The organism is Rhizobium sp. NFR03 (genome assembly GCF_900111275.1).
GTDB lineage: Bacteria > Pseudomonadota > Alphaproteobacteria > Rhizobiales > Rhizobiaceae > Ferranicluibacter.
This window is the reverse complement of the sequence record NZ_FOGR01000007.1, coordinates 20032-34990: the sequence shown is the minus strand read 5'-3', so window position 1 is coordinate 34990 and position 14959 is coordinate 20032. Positions and strand designations below refer to the sequence as shown.

12 protein-coding genes are annotated in these 14959 nt (G+C 62.1%); 6 read left to right on the top strand and 6 right to left on the bottom strand.

Annotated elements, in window-relative coordinates:
• The first annotated feature begins 3 nt into the window (after positions 1-3).
• From BSG19_RS26155 to BSG19_RS19485, 6 genes are all read left to right on the top strand, one after another.
• Complete coding sequence (locus tag BSG19_RS26155; RefSeq protein WP_170866043.1) at positions 4-153, top strand: hypothetical protein; 150 nt, start codon at positions 4-6, stop codon at positions 151-153.
• 36 nt (positions 154-189) lie between these two features.
• Positions 190-2259 (top strand): potassium-transporting ATPase subunit KdpB, encoded by a 2070-nt coding sequence (kdpB, locus tag BSG19_RS19505; RefSeq protein WP_092989700.1) that lies wholly within the window; start codon positions 190-192, stop codon positions 2257-2259.
• Between the two features lie 108 nt (positions 2260-2367).
• On the top strand, positions 2368-4044 hold the full coding sequence (kdpA, locus tag BSG19_RS19500; RefSeq protein ID WP_170866042.1) for a potassium-transporting ATPase subunit KdpA: 1677 nt from the start codon (positions 2368-2370) through the stop codon (positions 4042-4044).
• Between the two features lie 11 nt (positions 4045-4055).
• Positions 4056-4616: a potassium-transporting ATPase subunit C gene (locus BSG19_RS19495; RefSeq protein ID WP_092989699.1), complete on the top strand. Its 561-nt coding sequence runs from the start codon at positions 4056-4058 to the stop codon at positions 4614-4616.
• A 58-nt stretch (positions 4617-4674) separates the two neighbouring features.
• Positions 4675-7374, top strand: a complete 2700-nt coding sequence (locus BSG19_RS19490) for a sensor histidine kinase (protein WP_092989698.1) — start codon at positions 4675-4677, stop codon at positions 7372-7374.
• On the top strand, positions 7371-8063 hold the full coding sequence (locus BSG19_RS19485) for a response regulator transcription factor (RefSeq protein ID WP_092989697.1): 693 nt from the start codon (positions 7371-7373) through the stop codon (positions 8061-8063). Before BSG19_RS19490 ends, BSG19_RS19485 begins: the two co-directional genes overlap by 4 nt.
• 217 nt (positions 8064-8280) lie before the next feature.
• Here BSG19_RS19485 and BSG19_RS19480 read toward each other — a convergent pair whose 3' ends face one another.
• The 6 genes from BSG19_RS19480 to BSG19_RS19455 all read right to left on the bottom strand — a co-directional run bounded on the left by BSG19_RS19480 (position 8281) and on the right by BSG19_RS19455 (position 14953).
• The gene (locus tag BSG19_RS19480) at positions 8281-9021 is read right to left on the bottom strand and encodes a carbonic anhydrase (protein ID WP_092989696.1); all 741 of its coding nucleotides are present in this window, start codon (positions 9019-9021) and stop codon (positions 8281-8283) included.
• 287 nt (positions 9022-9308) lie between these two features.
• Entirely contained in the window at positions 9309-10814 is a 1506-nt protein-coding gene (gene hutH, locus BSG19_RS19475) for an HAL/PAL/TAL family ammonia-lyase (RefSeq protein WP_092989695.1), read from the bottom strand.
• Entirely contained in the window at positions 10811-11812 is a 1002-nt protein-coding gene (locus tag BSG19_RS19470; RefSeq protein WP_092989694.1) for an ornithine cyclodeaminase family protein, read from the bottom strand. Before BSG19_RS19470 ends, hutH begins: the two co-directional genes overlap by 4 nt.
• 2 nt (positions 11813-11814) lie before the next feature.
• Positions 11815-13140: an LLM class flavin-dependent oxidoreductase gene (locus BSG19_RS19465; RefSeq protein ID WP_092989693.1), complete on the bottom strand. Its 1326-nt coding sequence runs from the start codon at positions 13138-13140 to the stop codon at positions 11815-11817.
• Positions 13137-14210, bottom strand: coding sequence for an LLM class flavin-dependent oxidoreductase (locus BSG19_RS19460; RefSeq protein ID WP_092989692.1), 1074 nt, complete (start codon positions 14208-14210; stop codon positions 13137-13139). Before BSG19_RS19460 ends, BSG19_RS19465 begins: the two co-directional genes overlap by 4 nt.
• Positions 14210-14953 (bottom strand): DUF427 domain-containing protein, encoded by a 744-nt coding sequence (locus BSG19_RS19455; protein ID WP_092989691.1) that lies wholly within the window; start codon positions 14951-14953, stop codon positions 14210-14212. The genes BSG19_RS19460 and BSG19_RS19455 overlap by 1 nt, the downstream gene beginning before the upstream one ends.
• Between the last annotated feature and the right edge of the window lie 6 nt (positions 14954-14959).

Below are 14959 nucleotides of genomic sequence, written 5' to 3'. Positions count from 1 at the left end.
GTTATGAAAGCCGCGCTCCGCAATTTCCGGCAGGCTCTCTTTCCACATGACCTCCGCAAGGCCTGCCGCGCATCAAACGTCGTTATCGGCATGGTTCTCATCCTGAGCGTCGTCATCGCGCTGGCGAAAGCGAACGTCTTCGTCTCGAACTGATCCGACCTTCCCTACCAACCATCTTCGGGGTCTCTCATGAGCAAACCCACATCCGCGAGCATTCTCGATGCGCGCATCCTCGTGCCTGCCATCGGCGGCGCGTTTCGAAAACTCGACCCGCGAACCCTAGCCAAGAATCCGGTCATGTTCGTGGTCGCCATTGTTTCCCTGCTGACGACCGTTCTCTTTTTCAAGGACCTCGCGACGGGAGCCGACGGACTTGGTTTCTCGTTCCAGATCATTCTCTGGCTCTGGTTCACGGTGCTGTTTGCCAATTTTGCCGAAGCCGTGGCCGAGGGACGCGGAAAGGCCCAAGCCGAATCTCTGCGTCGCACCCGTTCCGAAACCCAGGCAAAGCTGTTGGCATCTGCCGACAGCCGCACATGGAAAGATGTCCCCGGCGCGTCGCTGAAGGTCAACGACGTTGTGCTCGTGGAGGCCGGCGACATCATCCCTTCCGATGGCGAGATCGTCGAGGGCATCGCCTCCGTCAACGAAGCTGCGATTACCGGCGAATCCGCGCCCGTCATCCGGGAATCAGGCGGCGACCGTTCCGCCGTCACGGGCGGCACGCAGGTTCTGTCCGACTGGATCAAGGTGCGCATTACCGCAGCCGCCGGTTCCACCTTCATAGACCGCATGATTGCGCTGGTCGAAGGCGCCGAACGCCAGAAGACACCCAACGAGATCGCCCTCAACATTCTTCTTGCTGCGATGACGCTCATCTTCGTGATGGCGACGGCGACGATTCCGGCCTTTGCAAGCTATGCCGGCGGATCCATTCCGATCGTCGTGCTCGTGGCACTGTTCGTTACGCTCATTCCCACCACCATCGGCGCGCTTCTCTCCGCCATCGGCATTGCGGGTATGGACCGTCTGGTTCGCTTCAACGTGCTGGCGATGTCCGGCCGTGCCGTGGAGGCTGCGGGCGACATCGATACGCTGCTGCTCGACAAAACGGGAACGATCACGCTCGGCAACCGTCAGGCTACCGAATTCCACCCGGTCAGCGGCGTGACGCAACAGGATCTCGCCGACGCGTCGCAACTTGCATCGCTTGCCGACGAGACGCCGGAGGGCCGATCCGTCGTCGTGCTGGCCAAGGAAAAATACGGCATCCGCGCAAGGGACATGAAGGACCTCAACGCGACGTTCGTCCCCTTCACCGCGCAAAGCCGGATGTCCGGGGTGGACCTGGAAGGGACGTCAATCCGCAAGGGTGCGGTGGATTCCGTGCTCACATATCTGCAACTCCACGCCGTGTCCGGTGGCAGCGCATCGGTGGGCGCCGTTGCGCGGGAAGGTCAGGCGATCGCGGATTCCATCTCGAAGGCAGGCGGTACGCCGCTTGCCGTTGCGCGGGACGGGAAACTGCTCGGCATCATCCACCTGAAGGACATCGTGAAGGGCGGCATCCGCGAGCGGTTCGCGGAACTCCGCCGCATGGGCATCCGCACCGTCATGATCACCGGCGACAACCCGATGACGGCCGCAGCCATCGCCGCGGAAGCCGGAGTCGATGACTTTCTCGCGCAGGCGACCCCGGAGAACAAGCTGCAGCTGATCCGCGACGAGCAGGCAAAGGGCAAGCTGGTCGCCATGTGCGGGGACGGAACCAATGATGCGCCGGCGCTGGCGCAGGCCGATGTCGGCGTCGCCATGAACACCGGCACGGTCGCTGCACGCGAAGCGGGCAACATGGTGGATCTCGACAGCGACCCGACCAAGCTGATCGAGATCGTGGAAATCGGCAAACAACTGCTCATGACGCGAGGATCGCTGACCACCTTCTCGATCGCAAACGATGTGGCCAAGTATTTCGCTATCATTCCCGCGATGTTCGTCGCGCTTTATCCGCAGCTGGATGCCCTGAACGTCATGGGCCTCGCAACGCCGCAAAGCGCCATTCTGTCGGCGATCATCTTCAATGCCCTGATTATCATCGCGCTGATTCCGCTCGCGCTTAAAGGCGTCGCCTACAAAGCGATAGGTGCCGGGCCGCTGCTCAGACGGAACCTGCTGATCTACGGTCTTGGCGGTCTCGTCGTCCCCTTCGTCGGCATCAAGCTCATCGACATGATCGTGTCGGCCCTCAACCTCGCCTGATCGGAAAGACCATGACCATCGCAATGTTCATCCTCGGCATGATCGTCTTCGGACTGCTCTTCGCCTTGGCCTCGGCGCTCGAAAAAGCCTGAAGCTGGAGTCATCACAATGATACAAGCAATCCTCTTCGTCATCATGATCATCGGAGGCACCGCCCTCCTCTCCTGGCCGCTCGGCCGCTACATGAACTGGGCGATGGACCCAGGCGCGGGCCAAGGAACGCCCAGTGGATTTACCTCGGCTTTCCAGGCGATCGGTGGTCCGGCGACCGGACAGGCGCAGGACTGGAAGCGCTATGTTTTCTCCCTGCTCGGCTTCAACGTCGTCATGTTCGTGGCATGTTTCGCGCTTCTCGCGCTTCAGCAATACCTGCCGCTCAATCCCGACGGCAAGGGAGCGCTCGAGGGCACGCTGATCTTCAACACGACAAGTTCCTTCGTCGCCAATACCAACCTTCAGCACTATTCGGGCGAGGTTGCGATGAGCTACCTTTCCCAGCTGGCTGCGCTGATGTGGCTTCAATTCGTGTCGACGGCCGTCGGCCTTGCAGCGCTCGCGGCACTGGCCCGCGGGTTGGCTGGCCGCAAGCTCGGCAACTTCTTCCTCGATGTGCAGCGTGCGACGTTCCTCGTTCTCCTGCCGCTTGCCCTCATCGTTGCCATCCTCCTCCTCTTCACGGGCGTGCCCATGACATTCCAGGGCTCGGCGGTCGCGACCACGCTGGAGGGCGTGCAGCAGACGATCGCACGCGGGCCTGTCGCCGCTTTCGTCGCGATCAAGCAGCTCGGCACCAATGGCGGCGGCTTCTTCGGGCCGAACAGCACGCATCCGCTTGAGAACCCGACCTTCTGGTCGAATGTTCTGCAGACCATCTCGATCATCATCATTCCCATGGGCTGCGTCTGGATGTTCGGCCGCATCATCGGTCGGATGAAACATGCCGCCGTTCTCTTCACGGTGATGCTCGTCCTCATGGGCGCCCGCATTACCGGAGCGATCGGCTTTGAAACGGAGCCGACCCACGCCTTCGCATCCCTGCCCATAACGCAGGACGTCGGCAACCTCGAAGGGAAGGAACTGCGGTTCGGTGCAGCGGCAGGACCGGTCTGGGCGGTCGTCACCACCTCGACAAGCAACGGCTCCGTCAACGCGATGCATGACAGCCTCAACCCGCTGACGGGCCTGATGCCGATGATCGGCATGTGGCTGAACGAGGATTTCGGCGGCGTCGGCGTCGGCATGATCAACATGTTTCTCTACATCGTCGTCGCTGTCTTCATCGCAGGCATGATGATCGGTCGCACGCCGGAATTTCTCGGCTGGCGCATCGAGGCGAAGGAAGTAAAATTTGCCATGATGGGCCTTCTCAGCCACGGGTTCTTCATTCTCGTGGGCACGGCAATCTTTGCGGTAACGCCATGGGGCGCGGCCACACTCAACAATATCGGCCCGCACGGCTTCAGCGAAATCCTCTACGAGTTCTCCTCTGCCGCCGCCAATAACGGCTCCGGTTTCGAAGGGCTCGGCGACAACACGGCCGCCTGGAACATCGCCACCGGCACCGTGATGCTGCTTGCCCGCTTCATCCCGATCATCCTGCCGCTCGCCATCGTCGGTTCGCTCGCCACCAAGCGCCGTGCAACCGAGTCCAGCGGAACGCTGTCGGTCGAAAACGGCACCTTCGCCGGCATGCTGACCGTCACCGTCGTCATCGTGGGTGCGCTGACGTTCTTCCCCGCCGCCACACTTGGCCCCATCGCCGAACACGTCATGTTCATGAAGTGAGAACCGTCATCATGGAAACCCTTCTCTCCAGTCTCCGCATCACCGTCGCGACGATGGTGATCTGCGTCGGCGGCTATACGGGCGTCGTCTGGGCCATCGGCCAGGCCGCCGCTCCTGACCTCGCCGACGGTTCGCTGATCACGGCGCCCGACGGCACAATCATCGGCAGCCGGCAGGTTGCGCAGGCCTTCACCCGACCGCAGTATTTCTGGCCGCGCCCGTCGGCCGTGAGTTACAATGCAGCTGGCGCCGGTGGGTCGAACAAATCGCCGACAAGCACGGACCTGACGGACCGTGCTGCGGAGACCGTCGCTGTCTACGGAGCAACACCTGAGAACCCTCTCCCCGCAGACCTCGCTGCCGCCTCGGGTGCGGGTCTCGACCCTCATATCACAGAGCGCGCCGCTCTTTACCAGGCCGAGCGTATCGCACGGGCGCGCAACGTCCCGATCGACAGGGTGAACCAGCTTATCGGGCACAGCGCGTTCTCACCGGGCGGCGTCCTGACGCCAGACAGGCTGGTGAATGTGCTGGAGATGAACCTTGCGCTGGACAAGGACGCAGCGCCCTGAGACTGAAAGGCAGCCGGCAGTCCCTGATCGGGGACTGCCGGGAACCACGGAGCGGACGATGGCCCACGACAGACACGGAGGACTGGAAAGGCGGCCGTCTCCCGACGCGCTTCTCGCTCAGGCCGACCGGGAAAACGGCGGCAAGCTGAAGATATTTCTCGGGGCGGCACCCGGCGTCGGCAAAACCTACGAGATGCTGATGTCCGCCCGCGCCCGACAAGCCGACGGCACGGATGTCGTCATCGGCGTCGTGGAAACGCACGGGCGCGAGGAGACGAAGGCACTGATCCTTGGGCTGGAAACCGTGGCCCGGGCGTCCATCGACTACAAGGGACAGATGCTGGACGAGATGGATATCGATGCCATTCTCAAGCGGCGTCCGGCGCTCGCGCTCGTTGACGAACTGGCACACACCAACGCTCCGGGAAGCCGCCATCCGAAGCGATACCTCGACGTTCTGGAACTGCTGGCGAACGGCATCGACGTCTATACCACGCTCAACATACAGCACGTCGAAAGCCTCAACGACATCGTCGCACAGATCACGCGCATCCGCGTGCGGGAGACGGTTCCCGACTCCATCATCGATCGCGCTGACGACATCGAGATCATCGACATCACGCCGCAGGACCTCATCAAGCGGATGCAGGACGGCAAGGTTTACGTGCCCAAAACCGCGCGGCGCGCCATCGAGAACTACTTTTCGCCCGGCAATCTGACGGCACTGCGTGAGCTTGCCCTCAGACGCACGGCGCAACGGGTGGACGACCAGCTTCTCAACCATATGCAGGCCCATGCAATATCTGGCCCCTGGGCCGCCGGCGAACGCATCCTCGTCTGCCTCGACCATGGACGCAATGGTGCAACGCTGGTTCGCTATGCGCGGCGGCAGGCAGACAGGCTACGGGCTCCCTGGACGGTCATCCATATGGAAACATCCCGCGTGGCCTATCTTGCAGACGCGGACAAGGACCGTCTGGCGGCCTGCATGCGGCTTGCCGAACAACTGGGGGCGGAAACTGTCACGCTTCCCGCTTCGGACGTCTCACGCGATCTGATCTCCTATGCCGGCGCGAACAACTTCAACCACCTCATCGTCGGCAAATCCAGCAGGCCGCGCTGGCGGGAATGGTTCGAGGGGTCGATCACCCACGACCTGATCCGCAACTCGGGCACGATCAGCGTGCACGTCATGTCGGACGGCGGAGAAGAGGTTGCGCCGAGAGGCGTGCGCACGGCGAAGGCTGCAAACCGGATAAAGCCGAAGGACTATCTGTTCAGTCTGGCCTTCGTGTCGATGGCCGTGGTGACCGGTATCCTTCTCGACCAGACGCTCAACGTGCAGAATCTCGCACTTGTCTTCCTGATGGGGGTTCTTGCCTCCGCCGTCAGGGGTGGGCTCGGCCCCGGCCTCTTTGCGTCTTTTCTGGGTGCTACCGCCTTCAACTTCTTCTTTCTCGAACCGCGCTACACGCTGACGATCCGCGATCCCGAAAGCGTCATCGCTCTGCTCTTCTTCCTCGGCACCGCGCTGGTGGCGAGCAATCTGGCCGCTGCCGTTCAAAGACAGGCGACGGCGGCGCGACAGCGGGCGCGCACGACGGAGGACCTCTACCTGTTCTCGCGAAAACTCGCAGGCACAGGCACGCTCGACGATGTTCTCTGGGCAACGGCCTACCAGATCGCCTCGATGCTGAAGGTCCGGGTCGTCATCCTGCTACCGGAGGACGGGACGATCTCGGTCAGGGCCGGGTATCCGCCTGACGACACGTTGATCGATGCGGACATCGCAGCCGCACGATGGGCCTGGGAGCACGATCGCCCGGCAGGCCGCGCGGCCGATACGCTGCCCGGCGCCAAGAGGCTCTATCTCCCTTTGCGCACGGGACGCGGAGCCATCGGCGTGGTCGGGCTCGACAACGACAGACAGGGCCCACTCCTCAACTCCGATCAGCAGCGCCTGTTCGACGCGCTTGCCGACCAGGCCGCGCTTGCCATCGAACGCATCCAGCTCGTGGCCGATGTGGACAAGGCAAAGCTCGCAGCCGAAACGGACCGTCTGAGAACCGCGCTGCTCACCTCCATTTCTCATGATCTGAAGACACCTCTCGCCGCAATCCTCGGATCGGCGGGCACGATCAAGGACTTCGGCGCCGGTCTTTCGGATGAGGCCAAGGACGAGCTCCTGACCACGGTCATCGAGGAGTCGGAGCGCCTCAATCGTTTTATCGCGAACCTGCTCGACATGACCCGCATCGGGTCCGGCGCCATGATACCGAACGCCGGGCCGCACTTCGTCGGCGACATCGTCGGCTCGGCTCTGGCACGCGCTGCGAAGATCACGGCGGACCATCGCGTGGAGACGGCAATCCCCGACGATCTTCCCATGGTGAAGGTCGATCCGGTACTGCTCGAACAGGCGCTCTTCAACCTGATCGACAACGCTGCGAAATACGCCCCGCACGACACGACGATCAGGATCGACGCCCGGGACGACGACGGCGTGGTTCGACTGCGCGTCACGGACGAGGGTCCGGGCGTGCCACCGGGCGATCTGGAGCGCATCTTCGACAGCTTCTACCGGGTGCACAAGATCGACCATGTCAAAGCCGGAACCGGTCTTGGCCTGTCGATTTGCAGAGGGTTCCTCGAGGCGATGGGAGGGAGTATCTCCGCTGGAAACAGGCCGGGCGCAGCAGGCGCCGTCTTCCAGATCAAACTCCCGAAGGCGTCGCCATCGAAGGGAACGACAGCATGACCCATGCCACCGTCAAGATCCTCGTCGTGGACGATGAGCCCCCGATCCGCAAACTGCTCGATGTGGGCCTGTCGTCACAAGGCTTTACCATCAAAGGCGCGCCCAACGCCCATTCCGCGATCGAGATGGCGCGAGCCGAAGTCCCGGATCTCGCCTTGCTGGACCTCGGCCTTCCCGACATGGGCGGGCACGAACTTCTCGCCAAATGGCGTTCGGAAAAGGTTGCCTTTCCCATCATCATCCTGTCGAGCCGCACGGACGAGGCAGGCATCGTTCGGGCGCTCGAACTTGGTGCCGACGACTATGTCACCAAGCCCTTCGGAATGAACGAACTCGTCGCACGCATCCGTGTGGCGCTGCGCCATCGCCTGCAAACCCAAGGCGAGGAGCCTGTCTTTACGGCGGGCGAACTATCGGTCGATCTCGTAAAACGGATCGTCAGAGTTCGGGGTGTCGAGGTGAAGATGACGCCGAAGGAATACGATATCCTGCGGCTGCTGGTGCAGCATTCCGGCCGTGTCCTGACCCACAGGTTCATTCTCGAAAAGGTCTGGGGCGAGATCACGGACGTCCAGTATCTCAGGGTATACGTCCGGCAGCTGCGCCAAAAGATCGAAGAAAGCCCCGATCAGCCCCGCTACATCCTCACCGAAACAGGCGTCGGCTACAGGCTCGCTGAACACGGCTGAGCATCTCGATCATTGGGCCGAATTGGACCCCCTATGATGAACACATCGAGCAAAACAATCGTGAGTCTATGATCCCTCGTTGCCTCCGTGAATCCGACCGGGTTTGCAGAAGGCTTCAACGTCAGGGAGTGAAACGGTACCGGCTGAATGCGGACCGTTTGTCGGTCCGCATTCAGCCGCGATATCGGTGTCCTGGAGCGAAACGTTCGCGTCGACCTCACTGCTGGTCGAAGAATTCCACAACGCCGGTGTCGAGGCGGTAATAGGCGCCGACGACCTTGATACGGCCCTCCGCCAGAGGCTTGAGCAGGAGCGGGTCGCTTTCTTCCCGCAAGGTACGTACGACACGGCGAACGTTTTGACGCACGGCGTTCTCGGTCGGGTCGCCCGTTTGCCCACGTGCTTCAAGAACGGCCGGGATGATTGGCTCGATCATGTTGTCGATCTGCCCGGGAAAGCGGGCATTGCTCTCCACGACAGCCATTGCTGCCTTCACGGCACCGCAGCTCTCATGTCCCATGACGACGATCAGAGGAACCCCGAGTTCGGCAACGGCGTATTCGATCGATCCCATGGCGACGGTATCCACGGTATTGCCGGCGTTGCGGATGATGAAGAGCTCACCCAAGCCTCGTCCGAACAGCAGTTCAGGAGGAACACGGCTGTCGGAACATGAAACATAGGCGCAGAACGGGGCCTGGCCCTTGGCGAGTTCCAGCCGGCGCGTCTCCGTCCTGTTGGGGTAAACCAGTTCGTTTCGCAGAAAGGCCTCGTTCCCCTGTTTCAGCAGATCCAGTGCCTCATCCGGCGTCAGCGTAGACTTTCCATCCTTGACGGGCGCGGGTGCCAGGGGCACGGCAGACGCGCCAGCCTCCTCGGCATGAAGCGAGGCCGGCAGCGCAATGGCGGCAGAAGCGGCCGTGGCTGTCAGGAAAAGGCGACGAGAAACGTTACACATAAGAAAACTCTCCAAAACGACGCGAAGTGCGTCTGGTTCACGACATCGAACATGTTTGGGGAGCTTACGATTGGCCATAAGATCGCACCGAGCACGCTCGATGCGGTCCGACATCAAAAAGGCATTCGCCTTGATCAGAGGGGCCCGGTCCGCAAAACCTATTTGGGTAAGCGCAAAACGGAATACAAGGATCAATCGCAATAAAGCTGATGCCGGCATCACCGGCTCGGCTGGTCCCTTTCAGGAGCCGGCCTTTATCGTTCGGAGCGGCACCGACCTGCCCGATGTCAGCGCAATTCTGAGCGCCTGTCCCAGCTGTCCTCACACAGCTCCAGATGACTTGCCAGAACCGCAACATCTTCGCCGAGCGAGCGGTCCTCCTGTAGGGCAGGAACCTTGGCTCGGATCATGTCATGGATCATTTGCGTGCCGGCCCCGCAACGATGCTCCTGCCGCATCTCGACGGCCTGTGCTGCCGCCACCATCTCGCAGGCGATCAGCAGGCGCCACGAGGACAGCATCTCGCCGAGCTTGCGGACGGTAAGAAGCGATTGGGTCGCATGGTCCTCGACGCCCTCGGAAACGGCAAGAAAATCTAGCATAACAGGATTGGCCTTGTGGCGAATGGCAGCCAGCAGGGCCGTCACCGTCTTCTGCATCGGGACCAGACCTGCGGACGCTCCACCCGCTGGAGACAGATAGCGAGGCAGGCCATGACGACGGGAGCCGGTCAATTGTATGAACCGGGCGGCCGAGGCCGCCGCGGCCTGGGCAAGCGCCAGTCCGAGGCTCTCGAATGCCAGCGAGAGCGCCGGCGTATGAAAATTACCTGTCGAGAGCACGCGTCTTTCCGCAACGAGCACCAGCGGGTTGTCGGCAGCGGAATTGAGTTCGAGTTCGACCGCGCGCTCGGCGTGCGCCAGCGCGTCGGCAAGTGCGCCGTGGATCGGCGCCACGCATCGCAGGCTCAGCGGGTCCTGTATGGACACACCGCCCTCATACAGCGACGAGCCCTGCAACGCCGCACGGATCAAGCTTGCCTCTTCGACCTGTCCGGCTGCCGGCCGCGCCGCCTGGATCGCGGGAGCCAGGATGGCCGGATTGCCCGCCAGTGCTTCGAAGCAGAGCGCCACTGCCTGCCTTTGCCAGCCAAGAAGCCGCCTGAGGTCGTGGAGAACCAAAGCACCCTCGCCCACCGAAACCGCAGAGGCGTTGAGAAGGGCAATGCCATCCTTGGGCTGGAGGACCGTCGGGGCAAGACCGGCGCGAGCGAGCGCCACAAGAGAAGGGAGGATCTCGCCCTGATATTCCGCCTCCCCCTCGCCGATCAGGACCCGCGCCATTGCCGAGAGAAGCACGAGGTCGCCAGCGCCGATGGAACCCACAGAGCGCATGACGGGATGCACGCCGGCGTTGAGAAGACCAAGCAGTGCCTGGAAGACAGCAGGCGAGATGCCAGACCCCCCGACAGCGAGCATTGCGAGCCGTGCGGCAACGACGGCGCGGGTGGCGTCGCGTGGCATCGGTTCGCCGACGGCCATTCCCCTGCCCCGGATCAACTGAACCTGAAAGGCGGCGAAATCCTCCGTAACGGCGGTCTTCAGATTGGCGCCGAGGCCGGTGTTCATTCCGTAGATCGGCTGGCCGGAAGCAGCCACGTTTTCAAGAACGAGCCGCGCCTCCACCAGCCTGGCAATCACCCGCTCGTCGGCGCTCACTTCAGCGCGTTGCCTTGCAATCGCAACGATATCCGCGATCGTGACCTCCGACCCTGTCAGGCAGATCGTCGTCATGCGAAACGGAGCCGCTGTCCGATATTCCTGGCCTTCGCCTTCTCCAGCAGCGCCGAACCGAGCGCGATGTCGCTGAGCGACAGCCCGCGATGCCACAGAAGAATGGTCTCCTCATCGCTCTCGCGACCCGGCTTCAAGCCGGCGACGATCTGGCCGAGCTCCGCATGCAGCGTGTCCTCTGAAAGCTTGCCGGCCTCGACATGGGCACGCAGCGAGCCAAGCTTGCCGCCCTTGCATTGCCCCCAATCATCCACCACCAGCTTATCTATGATGTCGGTCAGCGAGAGCTCGACGGCACTCATCGTCCCGTAAGGCACGACGAAAGCGCCCTTCTTGATCCATTCCGTCTTCAGCATCGGCTCCGGCGCGTTGAGCCGCGATGCCTCGACGACGATGTCCGCACCATCGACGCAGTCTCGCCAGTTGTCGGTCACCGTAATTTTCTTGCCAAGATCGTTTTCGAGTTTGGCACCGAAAGCGTCCCGGCTTTCCGGCCGGCGCGAGTGAACGCGGATCTCGTCGAAATCGAAGAGATGGTCGAGCAGCCGCACGTTCCAGTAGGCCGTGCCGCGGGCGCCGATATGGCCAAGGACTTTCGAGCCCTTGCGGGCAAGATGCTTGGCGCCCATCGCCGTCACCGCACCGGTGCGCATGTCGGTGATGACAGTGGCGTCGAGGATGGCCTTCGGTACGCCGGTACGCGGGTCGAAGAGGTTGAGCACCCCGAATTCCGAGGGGTAACCGAGCTTGTAATTGTCGACATAGTCGCCGACGACCTTGACGCCTGCCAACCCGAGTGGTGCCACATAGCCGCGCAGCACATTGAAGTGACCGTGGAAGCTCGCATCCGGCTCAAGATGTACGCGCGGCTCGATCACCGTCTCGCCATTGCCCTGCGCGCCGAGCGATGTCTCGATGGCACCAAGGATCTCGTCATTGGTGAGGTCCAGCGCCTCGATATCGAAGGCGTTCAGGTAGTCGATATAGATCGGATCCATTGTCATCTCGCTTCATCATTGGTCGGCATGGCAGCGCCGAGATTTGTCCGCAGCGTCTTACCCTCGTATTCCGTACGGAAGAGCCCACGGCGGCGCAGTTCCGGCACGACCAGCGTGACGAAGTCCTCAAGGCCCGAGGGAAAAAGGGGTGCCATGACGTTGAACCCGTCGGCAGCGCCGTCAAGGAACCGCTCCTCCATGGCGTCGGCGATCTGACCGGGCGTGCCGACCACCTGCCAATGGCCCCGTGCACCGGCAAAGTGTCTCGCCAGCTCCCTGATCGAAAGCCCCTCTCGCTTGCCGAGATCGACGATCAACTGCTGCCGGCTCTGGATCAGGTTGGTTGGGGGCATGTCCGGCAAGGGGCCGTCGAGCGGATAGGCGGCAAGATCCTGGATGCTGAGATAACTTGCAAGGAGCGCCACGCCGACGGCATCGGGGATGAGGTCCTGGAGCGTGCGGTATTTCGCCTTTGCCTCCTCTTCGGTGGCAGCGACAATCGGAGAAATGCCCGGCATGACCTTGAGATCGTCAGGGTCTCGCCCGTATGTGGCGAGCCTCGATTTCACATCCACGTAATAGGCCTGAGCTTCCGCCTTGGTTTGCGAGGCTGCGAACACGACGTCTGCGGTGCGTGCCGCCAGATCCTTGCCTGCCTCCGAAGCGCCGGCCTGAACCATCACCGGCCGCCCTTGAGGCGAGCGCCGACTTTCGAGAATCCCGTCTACGGCAAAATGCCGTCCATGCTTGTGGACAGGATGAAGCTTGGACCGATCTGCGAACACCCCTTCGCCGGGTGGCAGATAGGCTGTCTGCTGCACGCTGTCCCACAATGCGAGCGCCGCGTCGGCAAATTCCTCGGCACGTTCGTAACGCTGCGAGTGTGGACGCAACCCGCTCGCTGCAAAATTCTCCGCCTCCAGTTCGCTTGCGGAGGTCACGAGGTTCCAACCCGCACGACCACCACTGAGCTGGTCGAGCGCCGCAAAGCTGCGGGCAAGACCATAAGGTTCGGTGTAACTGGTCGAGGCGGTGGCGACGAGCCCGATATGAGACGTGTTGACGGCGATTGCCGCGAGAAGGCTCAGCGGTTCGAAGGCCGTAGAGCGAGCGGCCTGGCTGGCGAGATCAGGATTGCGCTCGCGGATAGCGGCCGCATCCTCGATGAAGATCATGTCGAACGTGCCGCGTTCGGCGATCTGCGCCAGCGCTATGAAATGATCGATGTCGCTACCGGCCCGCGCATGCGCATCGGGATGTCGCCACGCCGCGATGTGATGACCGCCTGCCATGAGAAAGGCGCCGAGCTTCATAGAACGTCTGCTCATCGTGACGCCTCCTTGCCGACCAGAGACGGATGCTCTTGCCGGGGAAGACCAAGCCTCTCCCGAAGCGTCGTGCCAGAACCGGCGTCCATCAGGCCTTGTCGCCTGAGTTCCGGAACGACCTCCGAAAGGAAGCGCTGCCCCATTTCAAGCGTCGGCGGAAAGACAGTGAAGCCGTCGAGGTCGGCCGTCGCCTCAAGGTCCTTCAACTGCTCGACGATCGCCGACGGCGTACCGGCCAGACGGGCTGCGAAAGGCGGCTCGACCGTCTGGTCGATGTCGGAAAATGCCGATGTCTTCTCCGCTCCCTGACCAGCGGAGCAGATGACCGGACTGATGCTGGCGACAAGACGGATATCGTCTCTCTTGCGGCCGGCTGCGTTGATCGCCTTGCCGATGCGCTTTGCCGCCGCAACCAGATCGTCAGCCGATCTTGCCTGCAACAAAAGCAGCTCCCCTGTGCGGATGGCCAACGCACTATCGGCGTCATCAAGCAGATGCGCCAAAACCGGCCTGCCCTGCGGCGAGCGGTTGACGTTCAGAGGGCCGCGGACCGTGAAATGCGCGCCCTTGTGGTGTGCGACATGCATTTTCAACGGATCAAAGAAACGACCCGCTGTCTTGTCGTAGACGAAGGCGTCATCCTCGAAACTATCCCAGAGCGCGGTGACGACATCCACAAATTCAACATCGCGATCATGATGACCGCCGTCCGCCAGGACCAGCCATCCCCCGCGCCCTTTGCTGATGAGGTCCAGCGAGGCAAAACGGCGAGCTAGATTGTAAGGTTCGTGCTGGGTAGTCGCTGCCGCCGCGATCATGCCGATCCGACCGACGCGGGTCGCGAGCGCCGAGGCAAGCAATGTCGGCTCAAAGGGTACCGCCGTCGGGGACACGTCGTCGGTCGGACGAAGCCCGAGCCGGTCCGCAAGCAGAACGAAAGCCAGACCCTCCGCATCGGCCGCAGACACCTGCTCCAGCAACGCATCGAAGCCGAGAAGCCGATCGTCCGGCGCTTGGCGCCAGGCATCCGATCTATGACCGAAGGGAGAAAGCGCATAGCCGAGCAGCATCAGGACCGGGCCTCTGTGCTGACGCGAATCTCATCCATCTTTTCATTATAGACCGAGATCAGCCCTCTGACTTTCAGGCTCTCGTCAAGAGGATCGGGATAGGACCAGACGATGTCATCATGCCTCACGCCAGCAAGTTCGAAATGGAAGTAGGAGGCCGTGCCCTTGTAGGGGCAATAGGTCGTCAGATCGCTGTCGATCAGGCGTCCCCCGATGACGTCTTCGGCGGGGAAATAGTAGCGGGGAATAAGCCCCGTTTCGAACAGGAAGACAGCCCGATTGGTGCGCGCCACCAATTGACCATCCAGAAAAACCTCGACAAGGCGCGAGCTCCTGATCGTGTCGATCCGCTTGTAGACATTGCGTGGATGCCGGAAGATTTCCTCATCCTCTTCGAACCAGCGCACAGCCGGCCATTCGACGGACACGAAGTCTGCAAGCTCGCTGTGCCCGATGGGACTGCCGTCGAAGGACCAGGCTTTGGCGGCACCGACACCCATCAGATCGAAAACCTGCTTCTCCCCCAGCAGGGCCTTTGCCTCGCTCTTACCGGAAGGCGACAGCACACCGGCGAGGAAATCGCTCTTTGGCAGGTAGTAGACGGGATGCCCTCCATTCTCGTAGATCGCGATCGCGCCGGTCGTGTCGGCGATGATGCTTTCGCCCGCTTTAAGGCGGATCCGACGATGGGTGGGCTCGATCAACACGGCCGGAACCTCGCAAGAGCGGTAGGAAAAGGACATCGGCTT

Excerpts from the sequence above, each read along its gene's own strand:
- hutH (WP_092989695.1), bottom strand. The coding sequence starts at position 10,814 with ATGACGACGATCTGCCTGACAGGGTCGGAGGTCACGATCGCGGATATC.
- BSG19_RS19465 (WP_092989693.1), bottom strand. The coding sequence starts at position 13,140 with ATGAGCAGACGTTCTATGAAGCTCGGCGCCTTTCTCATGGCAGGCGGT.
- BSG19_RS19460 (WP_092989692.1), bottom strand. The coding sequence starts at position 14,210 with ATGCTGCTCGGCTATGCGCTTTCTCCCTTCGGTCATAGATCGGATGCC.
- BSG19_RS19485 (WP_092989697.1), top strand. The coding sequence starts at position 7,371 with ATGACCCATGCCACCGTCAAGATCCTCGTCGTGGACGATGAGCCCCCG.
- BSG19_RS19490 (WP_092989698.1), top strand. The coding sequence starts at position 4,675 with ATGGCCCACGACAGACACGGAGGACTGGAAAGGCGGCCGTCTCCCGAC.
- BSG19_RS19470 (WP_092989694.1), bottom strand. The coding sequence starts at position 11,812 with ATGGATCCGATCTATATCGACTACCTGAACGCCTTCGATATCGAGGCG.
- BSG19_RS19480 (WP_092989696.1), bottom strand. The coding sequence starts at position 9,021 with ATGTGTAACGTTTCTCGTCGCCTTTTCCTGACAGCCACGGCCGCTTCT.
- BSG19_RS19495 (WP_092989699.1), top strand. The coding sequence starts at position 4,056 with ATGGAAACCCTTCTCTCCAGTCTCCGCATCACCGTCGCGACGATGGTG.
- BSG19_RS19455 (WP_092989691.1), bottom strand. The coding sequence starts at position 14,953 with ATGTCCTTTTCCTACCGCTCTTGCGAGGTTCCGGCCGTGTTGATCGAG.
- kdpB (WP_092989700.1), top strand. The coding sequence starts at position 190 with ATGAGCAAACCCACATCCGCGAGCATTCTCGATGCGCGCATCCTCGTG.
- kdpA (WP_170866042.1), top strand. The coding sequence starts at position 2,368 with ATGATACAAGCAATCCTCTTCGTCATCATGATCATCGGAGGCACCGCC.
- BSG19_RS26155 (WP_170866043.1), top strand. The coding sequence starts at position 4 with ATGAAAGCCGCGCTCCGCAATTTCCGGCAGGCTCTCTTTCCACATGAC.